15 protein-coding genes are annotated in these 21,534 nt (G+C 69.8%); 5 read left to right on the top strand and 10 right to left on the bottom strand.

Going from position 1 to position 21,534, the window contains the following annotated elements:
- Window positions 1-115 precede the first annotated feature (115 nt).
- Together OHA88_RS29370 and recD2 are read right to left on the bottom strand one after the other, a co-directional pair.
- A complete protein-coding gene (locus OHA88_RS29370) occupies window positions 116-1,405 on the bottom strand; it encodes a citrate synthase (RefSeq protein WP_030935925.1) in 1,290 nt (429 codons plus the stop codon).
- Window positions 1,406-1,534: 129 nt separating this feature from the next.
- Entirely contained in the window at window positions 1,535-3,835 is a 2,301-nt protein-coding gene (recD2, locus tag OHA88_RS29365; RefSeq protein WP_328627717.1) for an SF1B family DNA helicase RecD2, read from the bottom strand.
- Window positions 3,836-4,275: 440 nt separating this feature from the next.
- On the opposite strand from recD2, the gene OHA88_RS29360 reads away from it, so the two are divergent.
- Entirely contained in the window at window positions 4,276-4,743 is a 468-nt protein-coding gene (locus OHA88_RS29360) for a transglycosylase SLT domain-containing protein (RefSeq protein WP_326603831.1), read from the top strand.
- Window positions 4,744-5,011: 268 nt separating this feature from the next.
- Here OHA88_RS29360 and OHA88_RS29355 read toward each other — a convergent pair whose 3' ends face one another.
- Genes OHA88_RS29355 through OHA88_RS29345 form a run of 3 tightly spaced genes read right to left on the bottom strand, consistent with a single transcriptional unit; the run spans window position 5,012 to window position 8,132 of the window.
- Complete coding sequence (locus tag OHA88_RS29355; protein ID WP_328627716.1) at window positions 5,012-5,842, bottom strand: sugar phosphate isomerase/epimerase family protein; 831 nt, start codon at window positions 5,840-5,842, stop codon at window positions 5,012-5,014.
- A complete protein-coding gene (locus OHA88_RS29350; RefSeq protein ID WP_328627715.1) occupies window positions 5,839-6,984 on the bottom strand; it encodes a dihydrodipicolinate synthase family protein in 1,146 nt (381 codons plus the stop codon). Before OHA88_RS29350 ends, OHA88_RS29355 begins: the two co-directional genes overlap by 4 nt.
- Entirely contained in the window at window positions 6,981-8,132 is a 1,152-nt protein-coding gene (locus OHA88_RS29345) for a Gfo/Idh/MocA family protein (RefSeq protein WP_328627714.1), read from the bottom strand. Before OHA88_RS29345 ends, OHA88_RS29350 begins: the two co-directional genes overlap by 4 nt.
- 107 nt (window positions 8,133-8,239) lie before the next feature.
- On the opposite strand from OHA88_RS29345, the gene OHA88_RS29340 reads away from it, so the two are divergent.
- Window positions 8,240-9,304: a LacI family DNA-binding transcriptional regulator gene (locus OHA88_RS29340; RefSeq protein ID WP_328627713.1), complete on the top strand. Its 1,065-nt coding sequence runs from the start codon at window positions 8,240-8,242 to the stop codon at window positions 9,302-9,304.
- 121 nt (window positions 9,305-9,425) lie between these two features.
- On the top strand, window positions 9,426-10,214 hold the full coding sequence (locus OHA88_RS29335) for a sugar phosphate isomerase/epimerase family protein (protein WP_328627712.1): 789 nt from the start codon (window positions 9,426-9,428) through the stop codon (window positions 10,212-10,214).
- Window positions 10,215-10,224: 10 nt separating this feature from the next.
- Here the strand turns inward: OHA88_RS29335 and OHA88_RS29330 are convergent, their stop codons facing one another.
- Window positions 10,225-11,133 (bottom strand): EamA family transporter, encoded by a 909-nt coding sequence (locus OHA88_RS29330; RefSeq protein ID WP_328627711.1) that lies wholly within the window; start codon window positions 11,131-11,133, stop codon window positions 10,225-10,227.
- A gap of 100 nt (window positions 11,134-11,233) precedes the next feature.
- Here OHA88_RS29330 and OHA88_RS29325 point away from each other — a divergent pair, with 100 nt between their 5' ends.
- Window positions 11,234-12,142 carry a LysR family transcriptional regulator gene (locus OHA88_RS29325; protein ID WP_328627710.1) on the top strand — a complete coding sequence of 303 codons (909 nt, stop codon included), beginning with the start codon at window positions 11,234-11,236 and terminating at the stop codon, window positions 12,140-12,142.
- 204 nt (window positions 12,143-12,346) lie between these two features.
- Window positions 12,347-14,176, top strand: coding sequence for a glycoside hydrolase family 3 protein (locus OHA88_RS29320; protein WP_328627709.1), 1,830 nt, complete (start codon window positions 12,347-12,349; stop codon window positions 14,174-14,176).
- A 76-nt stretch (window positions 14,177-14,252) separates the two neighbouring features.
- Here the strand turns inward: OHA88_RS29320 and OHA88_RS29315 are convergent, their stop codons facing one another.
- The 4 genes from OHA88_RS29315 to OHA88_RS29300 form a co-directional block, all read right to left on the bottom strand.
- Window positions 14,253-15,743 carry a S28 family serine protease gene (locus OHA88_RS29315; RefSeq protein ID WP_328627708.1) on the bottom strand — a complete coding sequence of 497 codons (1,491 nt, stop codon included), beginning with the start codon at window positions 15,741-15,743 and terminating at the stop codon, window positions 14,253-14,255.
- A 95-nt stretch (window positions 15,744-15,838) separates the two neighbouring features.
- Window positions 15,839-16,276 (bottom strand): hypothetical protein, encoded by a 438-nt coding sequence (locus tag OHA88_RS29310; protein WP_328627707.1) that lies wholly within the window; start codon window positions 16,274-16,276, stop codon window positions 15,839-15,841.
- 276 nt (window positions 16,277-16,552) lie between these two features.
- A complete protein-coding gene (locus OHA88_RS29305) occupies window positions 16,553-20,293 on the bottom strand; it encodes an ABC transporter ATP-binding protein (protein WP_328627706.1) in 3,741 nt (1,246 codons plus the stop codon).
- A gap of 120 nt (window positions 20,294-20,413) precedes the next feature.
- On the bottom strand, window positions 20,414-21,379 hold the full coding sequence (locus OHA88_RS29300; protein WP_328627705.1) for a serine hydrolase: 966 nt from the start codon (window positions 21,377-21,379) through the stop codon (window positions 20,414-20,416).
- Window positions 21,380-21,534: the final 155 nt, after the last annotated feature.

The following is a 21,534-nucleotide window of genomic DNA, read 5'->3' as shown; positions in this document are numbered from 1 at the left end:
TTCCGGTCCGGGGCAAGCAAATCGCCCCGGACACCGCGCTCTGTGCGAAGCGCGGTACGCGGGGCGAAGGCAGCCGGCGCCGAGGCCGGGGTGGTGCTGGGGGGTACTACGAAGCTCAGCGACCCTCGACCGGGACGAAGTCGCGCAGGACCTCACCGGTGTAGATCTGGCGCGGGCGGCCGATGCGGGAACCCGGCTCCTTGATCATCTCGTGCCACTGGGCGATCCAGCCGGGGAGCCGGCCGAGCGCGAAGAGCACGGTGAACATCTCGGTCGGGAAGCCCATGGCCCGGTAGATCAGACCGGTGTAGAAGTCCACGTTGGGGTAGAGGTTGCGCGAGACGAAGTACTCGTCGGAGAGCGCGTGCTCCTCCAGCTTGAGCGCGATGTCGAGCAGCTCGTCGGACTTGCCGAGCGCGGACAGCACGTCATGGGCCGCGGCCTTGATGATCTTGGCGCGCGGGTCGAAGGACTTGTACACGCGGTGGCCGAAGCCCATCAGCCGGACGCCGTCCTCCTTGTTCTTCACCTTGCGGATGAAGGAGTCGACATCGCCGCCGTTGGCCTGGATGCCCTCGAGCATCTCCAGCACCGACTGGTTGGCGCCACCGTGCAGCGGGCCCCACAGTGCCGAGATGCCGGCGGAGATCGAGGCGAACATGTTCGCCTGCGAGGAGCCGACCAGGCGCACGGTGGAGGTCGAACAGTTCTGCTCGTGGTCCGCGTGCAGGATGAGCAGCTTGTCGAGCGCGGAGACGACGACCGGGTCCAGCTCGTACTCCTGGGCGGGGACCGAGAAGGTCATGCGCAGGAAGTTCTCGACGTACCCGAGGTCGTTGCGCGGGTAGACGAAGGGGTGCCCGATCGACTTCTTGTACGCGTACGCGGCGATCGTCGGCAGCTTGGCCAGCAGACGGATCGTCGAGAGGTGACGCTGCTCCTCGTCGAACGGGTTGTGGCTGTCCTGGTAGAAGGTGGACAGCGCGCTGACGACCGAGGACAGCATGGCCATCGGGTGGGCGTCGCGCGGGAAGCCGTCGAAGAACCGCTTGACGTCCTCGTGCAGCAGCGTGTGCTGGGTGATCTCGTTCTTGAAGGTCGACAGCTCGTCGACCTTGGGAAGCTCACCGTTGATGAGCGTGTACGCGACCTCGAGGAACGACGAGTGCTCGGCGAGCTGCTCGATGGGATAGCCGCGGTACCGCAGGATGCCCTGCTCACCGTCGAGATAGGTGATGGCGGATTTGTATGCGGCGGTGTTGCCGTATCCGCTGTCCAGCGTCACCAGGCCGGTATTTGCACGGAGCTTCCCGATGTCGAAGCCCTTGTCGCCGACGGTGCTGTCGATCACCGGGTAGGTGTACTCGTCATCGCCGTACCGCAGTACTACAGAGTTGTCGCTCACGTCATCCCTCACCGACGTAGTGCCTCTTCTTCGAGGTTCCCTGACTGTCTCCACCCTCCCCCATTTGGCTCAGGAGAGTGCACTCGGGGTCGTCCATTGGACCTACTCACGGCACTCAGTGCCGCGAACTTACTCATCCTGCCCCCTTGACTCCGGTTCCGGAAGGGCTCCGTGATGTTTCCCACCGATTTGATCGATCATTTTTTCCGGGGATCCTCCGCCGGACCCTCCGCGCAACCGGTAATCCAGCGCCGTACAGCGTCTGCCTGCGGAAACTGTCCGGACCGCCTGTCCGATCGCCTGCCGTGAGCCGACCAGCACGACGAGCTTCTTGGCCCTCGTCACAGCCGTGTACAGCAGGTTTCGCTGGAGCATCATCCAGGCGCTCTTGGTGACGGGGACGACGACGGCCGGGTATTCGCTGCCCTGGGAACGATGGATCGTCATGGCGTACGCGTGGGCCAGCTCGTCCAGCTCGTCGAAGTCGTACGGGATCTCCTCGTCCTCGTCCGTGAGGACCGTCAGTTTCTGCTCGTCCAGGTCGAGCGAAGTGACGACGCCGACCGTGCCGTTGAAGACGCCGTTCTCCCCCTTGTCGTAGTTGTTTCTGATTTGGGTCACCTTGTCGCCGACACGGAAGACCCGGCCGCCGAACCGCTTCTCGGGCAGGTCGGGGCGGCCCGGGGTGATGACCTGTTGCAGCAGGCCGTTGAGGTGGCCGGCACCGGCCGGGCCGCGGTGCATGGGGGCGAGGACCTGCACGTCACGCCTGGGGTCGAGGCCGAATCTGGCCGGGATGCGGCGGGCCGCGACGTCCACCGCGAGCACACCCGCGTCCTCCGTCTCGTCCTCGACGAAGAGGAAGAAGTCGTCGAGGCCCTGAGTGAGGGGCGGCACTCCGGAGTTGATCCGGTGCGCGTTGGTGACGACGCCGGACTTCTGGGCCTGGCGGAAGATCGTCGTCAGCCGGACCGCCGGAACGGGGCCGCCCTCAGCGAGCAGATCGCGCAGCACCTCCCCCGCGCCGACCGACGGCAGCTGGTCGACGTCCCCGACGAGCAGCAGATGGGCACCGGGTGCCACGGCCTTCAGAAGCTTGTTGGCCAGCAGCAGATCGAGCATCGACGCCTCGTCGACGACGACCAGATCGGCGTCCAGCGGACGGTCCCGGTCGTACGCCGCGTCCCCGCCCGGCTTGAGCTCCAGCAGCCGGTGCACGGTGGACGCCTCGGCCCCGGTCAGCTCGGACAGCCGTTTCGCCGCCCGCCCGGTGGGCGCGGCCAGAACGACCTTGGCGCGTTTGGCGCGGGCCAGCTCGACGATGGAGCGAACGGTGAACGACTTCCCGCAGCCGGGTCCGCCGGTCAGCACGGCCACCTTCCGGCTGAGCGCGAGCCGGACGGCGGCCTCCTGCTCGGGGGCGAGCGTCGCCCCTGTACGGCCCGCCAGCCATGTCAGCGCCTTGCCCCAGTCCACGTCCTGGAAGGCGGGCATCCGGTCCTCGGGCGTCCGCAGCAGCCGCTGCACCTGGGCAGCGAGGGCGACCTCGGCACGGTGAAACGGTACGAGGTAGATGGCGGTGATCGGCTCGCCGCCCTCGGGCGACGGCACCTTCTCCCGTACAACCCCCTCCGGATCCTCGGCCAGTTCGGCGAGGCACTCGATGACCAGCCCCGTATCGACCTGGAGCAGCTTGACCGCGTCGGCGATAAGCCGCTCCTCCGGGAGGAAACAGTGGCCCTGGTCGGTGGATTGCGACAGCGCGTACTGCAGGCCGGCCTTGACCCGCTCCGGGCTGTCGTGCGGGATACCGACCGCCTGCGCGATCTTGTCGGCGGTGAGGAAGCCGATGCCCCAGACGTCTGCGGCCAGCCGGTAGGGCTGGTTCTTGACGACGGAGATCGACGCGTCCTCGTACTTCTTGTAGATGCGGACGGCGATGGAGGTGGAGACGCCGACCCCCTGGAGGAAGACCATCACCTCCTTGATCGCCTTCTGTTCCTCCCAGGCGGCGGCGATCATCTTCGTCCGCTTCGGCCCGAGCCCGGGGACCTCGACGAGCCGCTTCGGCTGCTGCTCGATGATGTCGAGCGTGTCGACACCGAAGTGGGTGGTGATCCGGTCGGCCATCACCGGGCCGATGCCCTTGATCAGTCCGGAGCCGAGATAGCGGCGGATGCCCTGGATCGTGGCGGGCAGCACGGTCGTGTAGTTCTCCACCGTGAACTGCTTGCCGTACTGGGAGTGCGACCCCCAGCGCCCCTCCATCCGCAGCGACTCCCCGACCTGCGCGCCGAGCAGCGAGCCGACCACCGTGAGGAGATCACCACCGCCCCGACCTGTGTCGACGCGGGCGACCGTGTACCCGTTCTCCTCGTTGGCATAGGTGATCCGCTCCAGGACCCCTTCGAGGACGGCCATGTTGGACATGAGCCGACGGTATCGGGCGCCACCGACACTCCACACGCGCAGTCACCGACTTCGGGGCCCTCCCCGCGCCGCCAGTCGCGCGCCCCTGCCTCCCCCGCACGCCCCCCGGTCACTCCGAATAGGCCGACCGACTTTCATTACGCCCCGTTTCCATTCATTACGCGGGGCGAATAGCGGGGTTTCTTTGTGTGGTTCAGGGGCGATATATCCATGTCCGTTTTAGGGCGATTTAACACTTCTGTCGTGTGACGTGAGTGATATGACGCGCGTCACCATGATGCGACTTAGTAGGACAAAGAGCCCGCTCTATGGCCTGTTTACGGCAATTTTGTCCACTGTTGCCCGATCCCTGTACGTATTCCGATAGTAAGGAGGGTCATTGACCGGAAGTTTGAACTCGCTTAACAATTCTTGGCATCCCCACGGGAGAGGTAATTCCGATGCAGATCTCCGCGATGTCCAAGAAGTTCGCTCACATGACCCAGATCAAGAAGATCACGCTGGGCATGGTCACCGCCGGTACCGCGATCGCGGCCTGCACCGTCGCCGGTGCTCCGGCCGCCTCGGCCGCCACCCCCGCCCAGTCCACCGGCAACGTCAGCACCTGGATCAACCAGTCGCTGGAGATCATGCACGCCAAGGGCATCCCGGGCTCCTACAACGGCATCTACCGCAACCTGATGCGCGAGTCGAGCGGCAACCCGAACGCCATCAACAACTGGGACTCCAACGCCGCCAAGGGCATCCCGTCCAAGGGCCTGCTCCAGGTCATCGACCCCACATTCAAGACGTACCACGTCCCCGGCACCTCGTGGAACATCTACGACCCGGTCGCCAACATCACCGCCGCCTGCAACTACGCGGCCCACCGCTACGGCTCGATAGACAACGTCAACTCGGCCTACTGATCAGCCGGCGCCGAAGCCGGTCCCGACGGCTGCCGAACCGGCCCGGTCCGGGCCGGCCGGTTGCAGGAGACGAACGGAACAGGCCCGGTAAAGCGAAATGGGGCCCGGTCGAAGACCGGGCCCCTCTCGCTTTCCCCCACCCTCATCAGGGCTTCCCGATCCCCCCGGATCCCTCCCCGGAAGCGCCCGACGCAAGATACGACAGGGCAGGCCACCAAAGGGTTGCACGCCTTTGCGATCTCTTTGCCCGACCGCCTCGCACCCGCTCTCAGCAGGCGTGCTCGACGTACCGGGCCGCGACCTCCGCGAGAACTTCGGCGCCGTCCCGCGCCCACAGGCCCTCGTTGAAGATCTCCACCTCGATCGGACCGGTGAAGCCGGTGGCCTCGACCATCTCGCGGAATGCGCGGAAGTCGACGCTTCCGTCGCCGAGTTGACCCCGTCCGACCAGTACGCCCGCCGGGAGCGGGGTGATCCAGTCCGCCAGCTGGAACGAGTGGATACGGTCGCCCGCACCGGCCCGGGCGATCTGTGCGGCTGCCTGGTCGTCCCACCAGATGTGGTACGTGTCGACGACCACGCCGACCTGCTCCGCCGGGAAGCGCTCGGCGATGTCCAGGGCCTGGGACAGGGTGGAGACGACGCAACGGTCCGAGGCGAACATCGGGTGCAGCGGTTCGATCGCCAGGCGGACGCCTTGCTCCTGTGCGTACGGACCCAGCTCGGCGAGCGCTTCCGCGATGCGTTCGCGGGCGCCGTGGAGGTCGCGGCTGCCCGCCGGGAGGCCGCCGGAGACCAGGACCAGGGTGTCGGTGGACAGGGCCGCAGCCTCGTCGATCGCGGCGCGGTTGTCGTCCAGGGCGCGGGCCCGTTCGGCCGGGTCGAGTGCGGTGAAGAAGCCGCCCCTGCAGAGGCTGGTGACGGAGATCCCGGCGTCGGCGAGGAGTTGGGCGGTGCGCTCGACTCCGTACTCCTGGACAGGGGCCCGCCACAGCCCGACCTTGTCGATGCCCGCCTTGACGCAGCCCTCGGTGAGCTCGGGCAGCGACCACTGCTTGACGGTCTCCTGGTTGATGCTCAGACGCGACAGGTCCGTCACCGGACACCTCCGTTGACCGTGAGCAGGGCGCGCATCCGGGATTCGGCCAGCTCCGGGTCGGGGAACAGGCCCAGCCGGTCGGCGAGTTCGTAGGCCTTCGCCAGATGCGGCAGTGAGCGGGCGGACTGGAGGCCGCCCACCATCGTGAAGTGGTCCTGGTGGCCGGCCAGCCAGGCGAGGAAGACCACGCCCGTCTTGTAGAAGCGGGTGGGCGTCCGGAACAGGTGCCGGGACAACTCGACCGTCGGGTCGAGGAGTTCACGGAAGCCCTGGACGTCCCCGGTGTCCAGGACGCGCACCGCGTGGGCGGCCAGCGGACCGAGCGGGTCGAAGATGCCGAGCAGCGCGTGGCTGAAGCCGCGGTCGTCGCCCGCGATCAGCTCGGGGTAGTTGAAGTCGTCGCCGGTGTAGCAGCGCACCCCGCTGGGAAGGCGGCGGCGTACGTCGATCTCGCGCTCGGCGTCGAGGAGCGAGATCTTGATGCCGTCGACCTTGTCCGGGTGTTCCGCGATGACCTTCAGGAACGTGTCGGTGGCGGCGTCGAGGTCCGTCGAACCCCAGTAGCCCTCCAGAGCCGGGTCGAACATCGGGCCGAGCCAGTGCAGGACGACCGGCTCCGAGGCCTGGCGCAGCAGGTGTGCGTACGTTTCCAGGTAGTCCTCGGGGCCGTTCGCCGCGGCGGCGAGGGCGCGGGACGCCATCAGGATGGCCTGGGCGCCACTCTCCTCGACCAGGGCGAGCTGTTCCTCGTACGCGGCCTTCACCTCGGCGAGCGTGGCCGGGCCCGCGGGGAGCTGGTCGGTGCCGACGCCGCAGGCGATCCGGCCGCCGACCGCCTTCGCCTCGGCGGCGGAGCGGCGGATCAGCTCGGCGGCGCCCGCCCAGTCCAGGCCCATGCCGCGCTGGGCGGTGTCCATGGCTTCGGCAACCCCAAGACCGTGCGACCAGAGGTGGCGCCGGAAGGCGAGGGTGGCGTCCCAGTCGACGGCAGCGGGGCCGTCGGGGCTGACGTCGGCGTACGGGTCGGCGACGACGTGCGCGGCGGAGAAGACCGTACGGGAGGCGAGCGGTGACCCGCCCGGGGCGAGGTCGAGCGGGGTGGTGCGGGGTTCGTACGGGCCCTGCGGGAGGTGGATCGTCACAGCGTCAGCTCCGGTACGTCGAGGCGCCGGCCCTCGGCGGAGGACTTGAGCCCGAGCTCGGCGAGCTGCACGCCTCGGGCGCCGGCCATGAGGTCCCAGGTGTACGGCTCGTCGAGCACGATGTGGCGCAGGAAGAGCTCCCACTGGGCCTTGAAGCCGTTGTCGAAGACGGCGTTGTCGGGGACTTCCTGCCACTGGTCGCGGAACGACTCGGTGACCGGGAGATCGGGGTTCCAGACCGGCTTGGGGGTGGCCGAACGGTGCTGGACGCGGCAGTTGCGGAGCCCGGCGACGGCGGAGCCGTGGGTTCCGTCGACCTGGAACTCGACGAGCTCGTCGCGGTTGACGCGCACGGCCCAGGAGGAGTTGATCTGGGCGACGGCGCCGCTCGCCAGCTGGAAGATGCCGTAGGCGGCGTCGTCGGCGGTGGCGGCGTACGGCTTCCCCTGCTCGTCCCAGCGCTGCGGGATGTGCGTCTGGACGTGCGCCTGGACGGTCTTGACCTGCCCGAACAGCTCGTGGAGTACGTACTCCCAGTGCGGGAACATGTCGACGACGATGCCGCCGCCGTCCTCGGCCCGGTAGTTCCAGGACGGGCGCTGGGCCTCCTGCCAGTCGCCCTCGAAGACCCAGTAGCCGAACTCGCCGCGCACGGAGAGGATCTCGCCGAAGAAGCCGCCGTCGATGAGGCGCTTCAGCTTCAGCAGACCCGGCAGGAAGATCTTGTCCTGGACGACACCGTGCTTTATCCCGGCGTCGCGGGCGAGGCGGGCCAGCTCCAGGGCGCCCTCGACGTCCGTCGCGGTGGGCTTCTCGGTGTAGATGTGCTTGCCCGCGGCGATCGCCTTCTTGATCGCGTCGACGCGGGCCGAGGTGACCTGGGCGTCGAAGTAGATCTCGATCGACTCGTCCGCGAGGACCGCGTCGACGTCGGTCGACCACTCGGTCAGACCGTGCCGGTCGGCGAGTTCCTCCAGCGCGTGGGCGCGGCGGCCGACGAGGACGGGTTCGGGCCACAGCACCTCGCCGTCGCCGAGGTCGAGGCCGCCCTGCTCGCGGATCGCGAGGATCGAGCGCACCAGGTGCTGCCGGTACCCCATGCGCCCCGTGACGCCGTTCATGGCGATGCGCACTGTCCTGCGTGTCACGAAGTTCCTCCATACAGCCGTAGCAAGCGCTTTCTATGCGGTATGACGCTAGCCTGCCGACAGCGGCCCGGACAAGAGGGCCCGGTCCAAAACCCTCGGAGGAAGCGATGACAGTCACCCTGGCGGATGTGGCGGCTCGCGCCCGGGTGTCGCCCGCCACCGTTTCCCGCGTGCTCAACGGCAACTACCCGGTCGCGGCGTCCACCCGGGAGCGGGTGCTGCGCGCGGTGGACGACCTCGACTACGTACTGAACGGACCGGCCAGCTCGCTCGCCGCCGCCACGTCCGACCTGGTCGGCATCCTGGTCAACGACATCGCCGACCCGTTCTTCGGAATCATGGCCGGGGCGGCGCAGACCGAGATCGGCGGGCCTGGCGACGGCTCCGGGCGGGCCGGGGGCGAGAAGCTCGCCGTCATCTGCAACACCGGCGGCTCCCCCGAACGCGAACTCACCTACCTCACCCTGCTCCAGCGCCAGCGCGCCGCAGCCGTCATCCTCACCGGCGGCGCCGTGGAGGACCCGGCGCACCAGGCCGCGATGAACGCGAAGCTGGCGAAACTCGCGGACGCGGGAACCCGGGTGGTGCTGTGCGGGCGGCCCCCGCTGCCGGAGGGCGAGGCGATCGTGGCGGCACTCGCCTTCGACAACCAGGGCGGTGGCCGGCGCCTCACCGAGCATCTGCTCTCTCTCGGCCACCGGCGGATCGGCTATGTCGCGGGCCCCCCGGAGCGGACGACGACCCGTCACCGGCTGGAAGGTCACCGCGAGGCGATGCAGGATGCCGGGCTGGGTGGCGACGAGGAGCGCCTCACCGTGCACGGCCCGTACGACCGCCGGTCCGGTTACGACGCGACGCTCGAACTCCTGCGCCGCGATCCGGAGGTGACGGCCATCGTCGCCGCCAACGACACGGTGGCCCTGGGCGCGAGCGCGGCGATCCGGGACCGCGGCTTCCGCATCCCCGAGGACATCTCCGTGGCCGGCTTCGACGACCTGCCGTTCTCGGTGGACGCGGTCCCGGCGCTGACGACCGTACGGCTGCCGCTGTTCGAGGCGGGGGCACGGGCGGGCCGGCTGGCGATGGGCAAGGAGACACCGCCGCCGGGGGGCATCGCGACGATCGCGGCGGAGCTGATGGTCCGGGGGTCGACGGCGCCGCCGCGGAAGTGACCCGGCCGGGTTCCGCCGCCGGGTCGCGGGTACGCGTACTGCGTGCCGTGGGCCGATGATGTGCGGGCCGCTGTCCGGTCCGTACGGCGCAGGGGCACGTACCGACGGAAGGAAAACGCACGTGAAGCTCGCTTTCTCGACCCTCGGAGTGCCGGGGATGCCGGTCTCCGACGTCATCCGGCTCGCCGTCGAGCACGGCTATCAGGGGGTGGAGCTGCGCGCCCACCCGGAGGAGCCGGTGCACCCGGGGCTCTCGCCGGCCGAACGCGCCGACGTGGCCGATGAGTTCAAGCGGGGCGGCGTCGAGATCCTGACCGTCGCCGGGTACGTCCGGGTCGCCGCCGAGGGGGACGACCAGCCGGTGCTGGACGAGCTCGCCGGCCTGGTGGAGCTGGCACGGGATCTCGGCGCGTCGAATGTCCGGGTCTTCCCCGGGGGTGACGGGCTGGACCCGGACACGGCCGATGCGAACGCCGCCCGTCGGCTGGGCGCCGCCGCTCCGTACGCCGCCGATCTGGGCGTACGGATCCTCCTGGAGACCCATGACTCGCACCGGGCCGGGGCCGCCGTGGCCCGTGTCGTGGGGACGGTCGGGCACCGGCAGGTCGGTGCGCTGTGGGACATCATGCACACCTGGCTGGCCGGCGAGGAGCCGGCCGCGAGCCATGCGGTTCTCGCCCCGCACCTGGGATACGTACAGGTGAAGGACATCGCGTCGGCGGACGATGTCACTCCGCTGCCCCTCGGCGCCGGGGTGCTGCCGCTCCGGGCGTGCCTGGACACCCTGGACCCGGACAGCTGGGTCTGCTGGGAGTACGAGAAGCGCTGGCACCCGGGTGCGGCCGACCTGCCCGGGCTGCTGAGCGCGGGACGCGACCACCTGCTGCGGCTGGGCGCGCCGAAGGAGTAGGTGCCCGGGTTCAGGCACCCGCCGGCTGCGGTTCCGCACTCTCCGTCGCCGCGGGACGCGGCCGGCGCGTCCCCGCCAGAGATGTCAGCGCCACCCCGCCCACCAGCAGCGCCGCCGCGCACCACCGCAGCGGGCTCACCGACTCGTCGAGCAGCAGCGCCGCCGATGACATCCCGAAGACCGGCACGAGCAGGGTGAACGGCGCCACGGACGATGCCGGGTAGTGACGCAGCAGGAAGCCCCACGCCCCGAAGCCGAAGACCGTCGTGATCCAGGCGACGTACACGATGATGCCGACGCCGCTCCAGTCCAGCGCGGCCAGCGCGTCGGCGTCACGGTCCCAGCCTTCGAAGAGGAGGGAGAGGCCGAGCAGCGGCAGTACGGGCACGGTCGAGACCCACACCATGAAGTTGAGGGAGTCCGGCGGGGCGGCCTTGCGGGTCAGGACGTTGGACACGCCCCAGCAGGCCGCCGCCGCGATCACCAGGACGAAGGCGAGCACGGGGCCGCTCGCGCCCTCGTCGACCGCCGCCGCCCCGATGCCCGCGAGGGCCACCGCCATCCCCAGCACCCTGACCCTGCCCGGTCGTTCGCCGAGCGCCAGCGCCGCGAACAGGGCCGTGAAGACCGCCTGGACCTGGAGCACCAGGGAGGAGAGCCCGGCGGGCATCCCCCGGTCCATGCCGATGAAGAGCAGCCCGAACTTCGCCACTCCGAGGACGAGTCCGACGCCCACGATCCACTTCCAGGCGACCTTGGGGCGTCCGACGAAGAACACCGCGGGCAGGGCGGCGACCAGGAAGCGCAGGGCGGAGAAGAGCAGCGGCGGGAAGTGGCCGAGACCGACCTCGATGACGACGAAATTGACACCCCAGACGGCAGCCACCAGGGCGGCCAGGGCTATGTGAAGGGGACGCATGGACCGAGGATCACCTGCCCGGACCATGTAGCACCAGCGCGGATTTCTTCATGGTGGAATTGAGCATCGCTAATGAATCGGCAAGGTCCGGGAGGTTCCGGTGCTCGATCTGTCCCGACTGCGCGCCCTGCACGCCATCTCCGTCCACGGCTCCGTCGCGGGCGCCGCGGCAGCTCTCGGCTACACCCCGTCGGCGGTCTCCCAGCAGATCACCAAGCTGGAGCGGGAGACCCGCACAACACTGCTGGAACGGCGCGGTCGCGGTGTCGCGCTCACCGAGGAGGCGCTCCATCTCGCCGCCACCGCCCAGCAGTTGCTGGCGATCGTGGAGCGTGCCGAGACGACGCTGGAGGAGCGTCGGGGGCTGCCCACCGGGCGGCTGTCGATCGGCGCCTTCGCCTCCGCGGCGCGCGGGCTGCTGCCCGGTGTGCTGACCGAGCTGGAGCGGGACCACCCTGCTCTGGACGTCCGGCTGACCGAGGTCGATCCGCATCTGTCCGTCGATCTGGTGGCCAAGGGCGTGATCGACCTGGCGGTCGCGCACGACTGGGACATCGCCCCGCTGCCTGCCCCGGAGGGCGTGGCGCAGGCGGTGATCGGCGACGACCGGTGCGATCTGCTGGTGCCCGAGGGCCACCGGCTCGCCGGGCGGGACGCGGTGCGGCGCGAGGAACTGGCGAAGGAGCGGTGGATCTGCCAGCCGCCGGGGACGGTCTGCCACGACTGGCTCGTACGGACGCTGCGGGCGGCGGGTTACGAGCCGGACATCCGGCACCAGGCGGAGGAGAACCACACCCAGTTGGCGCTGCTCGCCGCCGGTCTCGGCGTCGCGATGATCCCGCGGCTGGGGCGCGGACCGCTGCCGGCCGGGGTGGTGGCGGTGCGACTCGATCCCGTGCCGGTTCGGAGGCTGTACGCGGTGTGGCGCACGGAGGCGGCTCGGCGGCCGGCGATCACGGCGGCGGTGACGGCCCTTCAGGGACGTGGCACGAGGGTGGGGCTGGTGTAGGGGCCGGGCCTGTGCGGGGGTACGGGGGAAAGGGGCGTGGCGGAAAGCAGCGCGCGGGACGTGATGCGCCGCGCCTGTCGTCGTTCGCCGGATGGGCCCAGTTCGGGCTGTCCTCTTGACCGGTAGTTACTTTCTGGATATCCGTGACCATTGGAAGTTTCTTTCACCACCCCCTCGTCACCGAGAACGGCCGAAGGAGCTCACGTGCACCACCGCACCTCCAGACGCACCCTCCTCACCGCCACCGCCGCGACTGTCGCAGCGGCCGCGACCGGCGCGGTCTCCGCCCCCGGAGCCGCCGCCGCCTCCGCTTCCTCCTCCGCCTCCACCACCGAGCGCCTCAAGCAGCTCATCTCCCGGATGAGCCTGGAGGAGAAGGTCGGCCAGCTCTTCGTGATGCGGGTGTACGGGCACTCCGCCACCGAACCCGACCAGGCCGACATCAACGCCAACCTGGCCGAGATCGGGGTCCGTACCGCCGCCGAGTTGATCGCCAAGTACCACGTCGGCGGCATCATCTACTTCGCCTGGGCGCACAACACCCGTGACCCGCACCAGATCGCCGACCTCTCCAACGGCATCCAGCGCGCCGGTCTCGCCGGTCCCACTCCCCTGCCGCTTCTCATCTCCACCGACCAGGAGCACGGCATCGTCTGCCGCGTCGGCGAGCCCGCCACGCTGATGCCGGGCGCGATGGCGCTGGGTGCGGGCGGTTCGTCCTCCGACGCCCGCCGGGCCGGGAAGATCGCAGGCACCGAGCTGGCCGCGATCGGCATCAACCAGAACTACGCCCCGGACGCCGATGTCAACGTCAACCCGGCCAACCCGGTCATCGGCGTACGCTCCTTCGGCGCCCATCCGCCCGCCGTGGCCGCGATGGTCGCCGCCCAGGTGAAGGGGTATCAGGTCGCCGGGATCGCCTCGACGGCCAAACACTTCCCCGGCCACGGTGACACGAACACCGACAGCCACACCGGCCTGCCGTACATCCACCACACCCGCGAGCAGTGGGCCGAGCTGGACTCCCCGCCGTTCCGGGCCGCGATCGCCGCCGGCATCGACGCGATCATGACCGCGCACATCGTCGTCCCCGCTCTCGACCCGGCCGAGGACCCGGCCACGCTGTCCCGGCCGATCCTCACCGGCATCCTGCGCGAGGAGCTCGGTTACGACGGTGTCGTGGTCACGGACTCGCTCGGCATGGAGGGCGTGCGGACGAAGTACGGCGACGAACGCGTGCCCGTCCTGGCCCTGCAGGCGGGCGTGGACCAGCTGCTGAACCCGCCGAACCTCGATGTCTCCTGGAACGCGCTCCTCGCGGCCGTGAAGAGCGGCGAGGTCAGTGAGGCCCGGATCGAGGAATCGATCCTGCGCATCCTGCGGCTGAAGACGAAGCTGGGGCTGTTCGACGACCCGTTCGTCACCCACCGCGGCGTGGACCGTGCCGTCGGCACCCGGGCGCACCTCGCCGCCGCCGACCGCATCGCCGAGCACACCACCACCCTGCTCACCAACAACGGTGCGGTGCTGCCGCTGTCGCGCCGCTCCCACAAGAACCTTCTGGTGGTCGGCGCCGATCCGGCCTCCCCGTCCGGCACCACCGGGCCGCCGACCACCACCCTCGCCACCGCCTTCGGCGAACTGGGTTACGCGGCGACCGCCCTGTCCACCGGCACCGCACCCTCCCAGGCGAAGATCGCCGAGGCGGTGGCGGCAGCGCAGGGCAAGGACGCGGTGATCGTGGGGACGTACAACGTGTCGGCGACCAGTTCGCAGCGCACCCTGGTCGGCGCTCTCGTGGCGACCGGCGTTCCGGTGATCACGCTCGCGATCCGCAACCCGTACGACATCGCCCAACTGCCCGCCCACGCGGCGAGCCTGGCCGCCTACTCCTGGACGGATGTCGAACTACGGGCGGCCGCCAGGGTGATCGCGGGCCGCGCCGAACCGCAGGGCAGGCTCCCGGTCCCGGTCCAGCGGGCGGGTGACCCGACGCAGGTGCTGTACCCGGTCGGCTACGGGCTGACGTACTGACGGAAGGGAGTGCGCAAGTGCCGGGCCCGAACCGTGGGGGGTTCGAGCCCGGCACTCATCACGCCGTGCCGGCCTGTTACGGCCGCAGCGCGGGGCCCTGCCTGCGCTCGCTCGTCAGGTCCTTCTTGTCGAGGCGCGCGTCAAACGGAGCGAGCGGCTTCGCCTTCGCCGGGTCCGACTGCACGGCGGCCGGGGCGACGCCCGCCCAGCGCAGAATGGCCGCAGTGGCGTTCGCCTTCTCGTCGGCGGCGAGACCGGCCACATTGGAGCCGTGGTTGCCGCCCGCCACCGTGTAGACGTAGCTGTCGCGGGCGCCCGCACCGAGGCGGAACCGCTCCGCGCCCCACGGGTCGTTCTCCCCGTACACGTACAGCATGTGGTGGGCGTGGTGCTTGATCCAGCTGTCGACGTCACGCATCACCGACGGCTGGAACTTCATCGAGATGTCACGCGGCACGAAGTTGCGCGGCGGCTGGTACCCGTACCGGCTGAGGTTGCCGAGCCACGGCTGCTCGATGTCCGGGGAGCCGAGCTGCGTGCCCGCCTGGTAGTAGTACGGCGTGTACGTGTTCAGGCCCTGGTCCGTGTAGAAGGAGAAGCCGGAGATGCCGTCGATCGAGTCCCAGATCGCCTGGTCGGGGGCGGTCTTGGCGTCGGCCGGGATGGCATCGCAGTCGGCGAGCAGGCTGTACTGCCAGAACGCCCAGACGTAGTCCATGACGACGGCTTCGTACGCCTTGTCGAGCGAGCCGACGGTGTTGAAGGTGTAGCCGTTCTCGGCGGCGTACTCCTTGTACTTCTTCTCCAGCGGCTCACGGCGGATCAGCGCCTCACGCTGCACACCGTTCAGCCGGTCGCGGCACTCCTTGGTGCCGACCTTCTCGAAGAACCGGTCGTACGCCGAGTCCTCCTTGTTGACCACGTCGTTCGGCGCGACGTACGCGACGACGCCGTCCATGTCCTTGGGGTAGAAGCGCTCGAAGTACGTGGCGGTCATGCCGCCCTTCGAGCCACCGGTGGTCAGCCAGTTCTTGGTGTAGATCTGCTTCAGCGCGGTGAAGACGCGGTGCTGGTCGCTGGCGGCCTGCCAGATGTCGAGCTTCGACCAGTCGGCGGGTGCCGGACGGGACGGGGTGAAGAAGCGATACTCCAGCGAGACCTGGTTGCCGTCGATGATCCGGGTCGGCTCGGAGCGGCTGGGGTTCGTGGAGACGTTGTAGCCGCTGGTGTAGAAGACCGTCGGGCGGGACGTGTCCTTGTGCAGCAGGGTGATCCGCTGCTGGAACGTGCCCTTGGACGGATGCCGGTGGTCGATCGGCTGGGTGTAGTTGAGGACGAAGTAGCGGTAGCCCGCGTACGGCTTCTCCTCGATCAGACTCATTCCCGGGATGGCCAGGATGCGGTCCTTGATGTCCGTGCTCGTACCGCTGTCACTGCCCGCAGCGGCCTGGGCGGACTCCAACGCGGCCGGTTCAGCGGCGGTAGCCGCATCGACCGAGGCACCCGTCGCAGTCACGGTACCTATGAGCACCGCCAGCGACAGGAAACCTCTGAGCGCCTTGCGCATACACCCTCCCCTTGATTCACAACATTCGTCGTGAACCTAGCGGGGGCAACACCCGACCCGCCAGACCCTGTTGTCCCGGCGTCAGGCAGGCGGCGTCAGCAGAGGATCCAGCCCGTGGAGCGCGATGTCCCGGAGACCGAGCCCGCGGCCCGTATGCATCGGTGCAGCGCGGGCACCGTCACCGGGCCTGCCTGCGTGGTGTATCTGCCGCTGTCGCCGACGGGCCGGGCACCGCGTGCCTGCAGCTGGACGGAGATCGGGCGGCGCTTGCCCGGCTTCTTGGCGACGGTGACCGCGCAGGCGTAGCCGCGGCTCCTGTAGACGCGCAGCTCGCCGGTCGCGAACTTCACCGTCTTCGCGGGTCGTCCGCCGCACGCCGACACGGCGTCGGCGCTGCTCGCTCCGGTACCGCCGAGGACCAGGCCGACGGCGCTCACCAGCGCCAGGACGAGCAGCTGCGCCAGGGCCTGCCGCCCCCCGCCACCGCTCGCCCTTGCTGCCCTTCCGGTTCCTCTGATCCCCAGCAGACCCATCACCCCAGCCACCCCATCCGCCCCATCGAACACACTCGCTCAAACGTGCCACACATGCGTACATGCGTACGACGCGAGAGGCCATCCGGAGGTTGCACCCGGCGAGCTACCCATCTCGCCTTCAAGGTCACCGCGGGCGACAGCGGCGCCGGACACACCAGGTCGAAGGTGCGGCTCACCTGGAGCGGCGGCAAGCACCCCACGTACACCCGTCCGACGGTTCAGTCGGACCTGCGGACCGGCAAGATCTCAGGCATCCGCTGAGACCTGCCCGGGTCAGACCCCCGCGGGCTCGTCCTCCCCGATGAAGGTCCGCCACAGCACGGCGTAATGCCCATCCTCGGCGAGGAGTTCGTCGTGCGTGCCGTCCTCGACGACCCGGCCGTGGTCCATCACCACGACCCGGTCGGCGCGGGCGGCCGTGGTCAGCCGGTGGGCGACGACGAGGGTGGTCCGGCGGCCGGTGAGCCGGTCGGTCGCCTGGTTGACCAGGGCCTCGCTGGCGAGGTCCAGGGAGGCGGTCGCCTCGTCGAGCAGCAGGATGTCCGGGTCGACCAGTTCGGCGCGGGCGAGTGCGATCAGCTGGCGCTGGCCGGCCGAGAGGTTGCGGCCCCGCTCGGCGACCTCGTGCAGATAGCCGCCGTCCAGCGTGGCGATCATGTCGTGGGCACCGACCGCCCGGGCCGCGGCCTCCACCTGTGCGTCGGTGGCGTCCGGCCGCCCGTAGGCGATGGCGTCGCGGACCGTACCCGCGAAGAGGTAGGCCTCCTGCGGTACGACGCCGAGCCGGTGCCGGTACGCGGTGAGGTCGAGGCGGCGCAGATCGGTGCCGTCCGCCGTGACCCGGCCGCCCGTCGGGTCGTAGAACCGGGCGACGAGCTTGACGAGGGTGGACTTCCCGGCGCCGGTCTCGCCGACGAACGCGACGGTCTGGCCGGCCGGGATCCGCAGGTCGATGCCGGTGAGGGCCTCTTCCTCGTCGTCGCCGGCGCCGTACGCGAAGGTCACGTTCTCGAACGCGATCTCGCCGCGCAGCGACAGCACGTCCAGCGGCTCCGCGGAGTCGGCGGTGGAGGTCGGCTCCCGGAGGAGTTCCTGGATGCGGCCGAGCGAGACGGTGGCCTGCTGGTAGCCGTCGAAGACCTGGGAGAGCTGCTGCACGGGCGCGAAGAACAGGTCGATGTAGAGCAGATACGCGACGAGCGCACCGGTGGTGAGGGTGCCGTTGTCGACCCGGCCCGCGCCCACGATCAGTACGGCGGCCGCGGCCACCGACGACAGCAGCTGCACGAACGGGAAGTAGACCGAGATCAGCCACTGGCCGCGCACCCGGGCCTCGCGGTAGTGGTCGCTGCGGTCGGCGAACCGTTCGGCGCCGTCCCGCTCGCGGCGGAACGCCTGCACGATCCGGAGCCCGGAGACGGACTCCTGGAGATCGGCGTTGACGACGCTGATCCGCTCACGGGCCAGTTCGTACGCCTTGACGCTCTTGCGGCGGAAGAAGAACGTACCGATGACCAGTATCGGAAGCGTCGCGAAGACGACGAGTGCGAGCTCCACGTCGAGGACGAGCAGCACGACCATGATGCCGAAGAACGTGACGACCGAGACGAAGGCCGTGACCAGACCGGTCTGCAGGAACGTGGACAGCGCGTCGATGTCCGTCGTCATCCGGGTCATGATGCGGCCGGTCAGCTCGCGCTCGTAGTAGTCGAGGCCGAGCCGCTGGAGCTGCGCGAAGATCTTCAGCCGAAGTGAGTAGAGCACCCGTTCGCCGGTGCGGCCCGTCATCCGGGTCTCGCCGATCTGCGCGGCCCACTGCGCCAGCACGACGAGCAGGGCGATCGCGGAGGCCGCCCAGACCGCGCCGAGCGCCATCTGCGTGACGCCCTGGTCGATGCCGTGCCGGATCAGCACCGGCAGGATCAGGCTCATGCCCGCGTCGACGGCGACGAGCGTCAGGCTCACCAGCAGGGGAAGGCCGAAGCCGTGCAGCAGCCGGCGCAGCCCGTACGACTCCTCGGGGCGCACGGCGCGCGCCTCGTCGATGTCCGGGATGTCGGTGGCCGGGGGCAGCGCCTCGACCTGGGCGAGCAGCTCGGGGGTGGCGGGCATGCCGGCGGCGCCGGTGTCCCGCGGCTCCTCCTTGCGGACCCACAGCCCGGGGCTGATGCCGCGCTCGGCGTCGAAGTCGGCTTCCAGCTCCTCCTGGAGCGCCCGGTCGTCCTCGACGGCCGTGTCCGCCAGGACCGGCTGGTGGCCCGGGGAGGTGCCGCCCAGCTCGTCCGGGTCGGTGAGCAGACGCCGGTAGAGCGGGGAGCGGCGCTCCAGCTCCTCGTGCGTACCGATGTCGGCGAGCCGGCCCTCCTCCAGGACGGCGATCCGGTCGGCGAGGCCGAGGGTGGAGCGGCGGTGGGCGATCAGCAGGGTCGTGCGGCCCGCCATCACCTGCGCCAGGGCCTCGTGGATCTCGTGCTCGACGCGGGCGTCGACGGCCGAGGTGGCGTCGTCGAGGAGAAGCAGCCGGGGGTCGGTGAGGATCGCGCGGGCGAGCGCGACGCGCTGCCGCTGGCCGCCGGAGAGGGTCAGGCCGTGCTCGCCGACCTTGGTGTCGTAGCCGAGGGGCAGATCGGCGATGAAACGGTCCGCCTGGGCGGCGCGGGCGGCCTGCTCGATCTGGTCCTGGGTGGCGTCCGGGTGTCCGTACGCGATGTTGGCGCGGACCGTGTCGGAGAAGAGGAAGCTGTCTTCCGGTACGAGGCCGATGGCGGCCCGCAGCGAGTCCTGGGTGAGCTCGCGGACGTCGTGGCCGCCGACCAGGACGGCGCCGTGCGACACGTCGTAGAAGCGGGGCAGCAGCAGGGAGACGGTGGACTTCCCGCTGCCGGAGGCACCGACGACGGCGACGGTCTCACCGGGCTCGATGGTCAGCGAGAACCCGTCGAGGACCGGCCGCTCGGGGTCGTACCCGAACCGCACGTCGTCGAACTCGACGCTCGCGGGGGCGTCCGCCGGGAGCTCCACCGTGCCGTCCTGCATGGTGGGCTCGGTGTCGATCAGTTCGAGTACGCGCTCCACACCGGCGCGGGCCTGCTGCCCGACGGTGAGCACCATGGCGAGCATCCGGACCGGCCCGACGAGCTGGGCGAGATAGGTGGAGAACGCCACGAACGTACCGAGGGTGATCTCGCCGCGGGTGGCGAGCCAGCCGCCGAGTGCCAGCATCGCGACCTGGCCGAGCGCGGGGACGGCCTGGAGAGCGGGGGTGTACCTGGCGTTCAGCCGGATGGTGCGCAGCCGCCCGGCGAACAGCTTCCGCCCGACCTCGCGCAGCTTGCCGGTCTCCTGCTCCTCCTGCCCGAACCCCTTGACGACCCGGACCCCGGAGACCGCCCCGTCGACGACTCCGGCGACTGCGGCGGCCTGGCCCTGGGCGTACCAGGTGGCGGGGAAGAGCCGCGAGCGGGAGCGGCGGGCGATGTACCAGAGGGCGGGGGCGACGGCGATCGCGACCAGGGTCAGCAGCGGAGAGAGCCACGCCATGATGACCAGGGAGATGAGGAAGAGCAGCACGTTCCCGATGGTCATCGGGAGCATGAACAGAAGCCCCTGGATCAGCTGGAGGTCGCTGGTGGCGCGCCCGACGACCTGCCCGGTGGACAGCTCGTCCTGCCGCTTCCCGTCGAGCCGGGTGAGCGTCCCGTACATCTCGGTACGCAGGTCGTGCTGCACGTCGAGGGCGAGCCGGCCGCCGTAGTAGCGGCGGATGTACGTCGATATGTACACCAGCACGGCCGCGGCGATCAGGAGGCCGGTCCAGACTCCGAGGGAGCGGGTGTGGTTGCCGACGACATCGTCGATGATCACCTTGGTGATCAGCGGGACGAGCGCCAGCACGGCCATCCCGGCGAGCGACGAGCCGAGTGCGAGCAGCACATTGCGCCGGTAGCGCCATGCGTAGCCGCCCAGCCGCCGGGCCCAGCCCCGCCGCTCCGCGTCCGTGCCTGCGTCCGTCACCGGTGCCTCCCGTTCGACCTGATCTACCGGAAGGCACCAACGCGGTCAGCTGCGGATTTCATCCCGCCGTCACAAAGATGGTCCGTTCGGCCTACGTCCCGGACCCGGACCCGCGAGGGACTACGGCTGCGGTGTGGCCGTCACCATCGGCACCGCAGAAGCCTCGGGCACCGCCGGAACCGCTTCCTGCGGCTTCGCCGGCGGGGCGACCGTCGTCTGCGCGGTGGCGGCCGGGTTCAGGTCCTTGTGGATGGCCCGGGCGACCGCCTGGATGGTGTTGATGCCGTCGTTCATCGTCTTGTTGTCCTGGGTGAGCACGGTGATCCCGTAGTCGTGCCCCTTCCCGGTGAACGCGCCGATGCTGTGCACCCGCCAGCCGTGCGTGGCGCGCGGCAGCCAGCCGTTCTTGACCTGGACGGTCACCCCGGACGGGGCACCGGCGGGCGTCCCCCAGCGCTGTGAGGAGATGACCTTGCGCATCAGGCCGAGCTCGTACGCGCGCGAGTTGTCACTGAGCACGGAGTTCTTCGCGGTCAGCAGGGACAGCAGTCGCAGCTCGTCCTGCGCGGTGATCTGGGTCAGTCCCCAGTAGCCACCGGAGCCGGGCACGGTGTGCGTCATCCCCGCGGCCTTCAGGAACGCCTTCACCTTGGTGACGCCGAGCTGCTTCCACAGGCTGGTGGTCGCGTTGTTGTCGGACTTGGTGATCATGGCGGTGGCGAGGTTGATCTCGCGCTGCGTGAGATAGCGGTTGTGCTTCTTGTTGTCCCAGAGCAGCGTCGCGAGGACGGTCGCCTTCACGACGCTCGCGGAGTCGTACTTGCTCGTGGACCGCATCGTGCACGACGTCTTGGTGGTCCGGTCGTAGAGCGCGATCGCCGTGGTCGACGAGCGCCCCTTGAGTGCGGCGGTGATGTCCTTCGACAGCTTGGCGGCGAGCCCCGCCTTGCCGGAGGTACAGCTCACCGTCGGAGTCGCGGCAGCGGCGGGCGTGGCTGCGAGGGCCACGGGTGCGAGCACGCCTGCGGCGAGCGTGACGGCGAGCGCGGAGTGTGCGCGGCGGTGAATACGAGGCCGGTCCGTCATGAGACGTCTCCCCCTGAGTGATCTGTGTGGTGCGCCCCCTGCACACCTGGCACACAGAAGACTCCTGAGCGGTCGAAAAGTTGTACGCGCCCGGCCCGGACGGCGCGGTTGTGACGCGGGACACCGGCTTCGGGGCGAGCGACGACCGACTCGTC

Source organism: Streptomyces sp. NBC_00353, from assembly GCF_036108815.1.
Taxonomy (GTDB): Bacteria; Actinomycetota; Actinomycetes; order Streptomycetales; family Streptomycetaceae; genus Streptomyces.
This window is presented reverse-complemented; position numbering and strand designations above follow the sequence as displayed.

What these genes read in the sequence shown, in the direction of transcription:
- recD2 (WP_328627717.1), bottom strand. Translation starts at nt 3,835, where the DNA reads ATGTCCAACATGGCCGTCCTCGAAGGGGTCCTGGAGCGGATCACCTAT.
- OHA88_RS29360 (WP_326603831.1), top strand. Translation starts at nt 4,276, where the DNA reads ATGCAGATCTCCGCGATGTCCAAGAAGTTCGCTCACATGACCCAGATC.
- OHA88_RS29340 (WP_328627713.1), top strand. Translation starts at nt 8,240, where the DNA reads ATGACAGTCACCCTGGCGGATGTGGCGGCTCGCGCCCGGGTGTCGCCC.
- OHA88_RS29330 (WP_328627711.1), bottom strand. Translation starts at nt 11,133, where the DNA reads ATGCGTCCCCTTCACATAGCCCTGGCCGCCCTGGTGGCTGCCGTCTGG.
- OHA88_RS29315 (WP_328627708.1), bottom strand. Translation starts at nt 15,743, where the DNA reads ATGCGCAAGGCGCTCAGAGGTTTCCTGTCGCTGGCGGTGCTCATAGGT.
- OHA88_RS29310 (WP_328627707.1), bottom strand. Translation starts at nt 16,276, where the DNA reads ATGGGTCTGCTGGGGATCAGAGGAACCGGAAGGGCAGCAAGGGCGAGC.
- OHA88_RS29300 (WP_328627705.1), bottom strand. Translation starts at nt 21,379, where the DNA reads ATGACGGACCGGCCTCGTATTCACCGCCGCGCACACTCCGCGCTCGCC.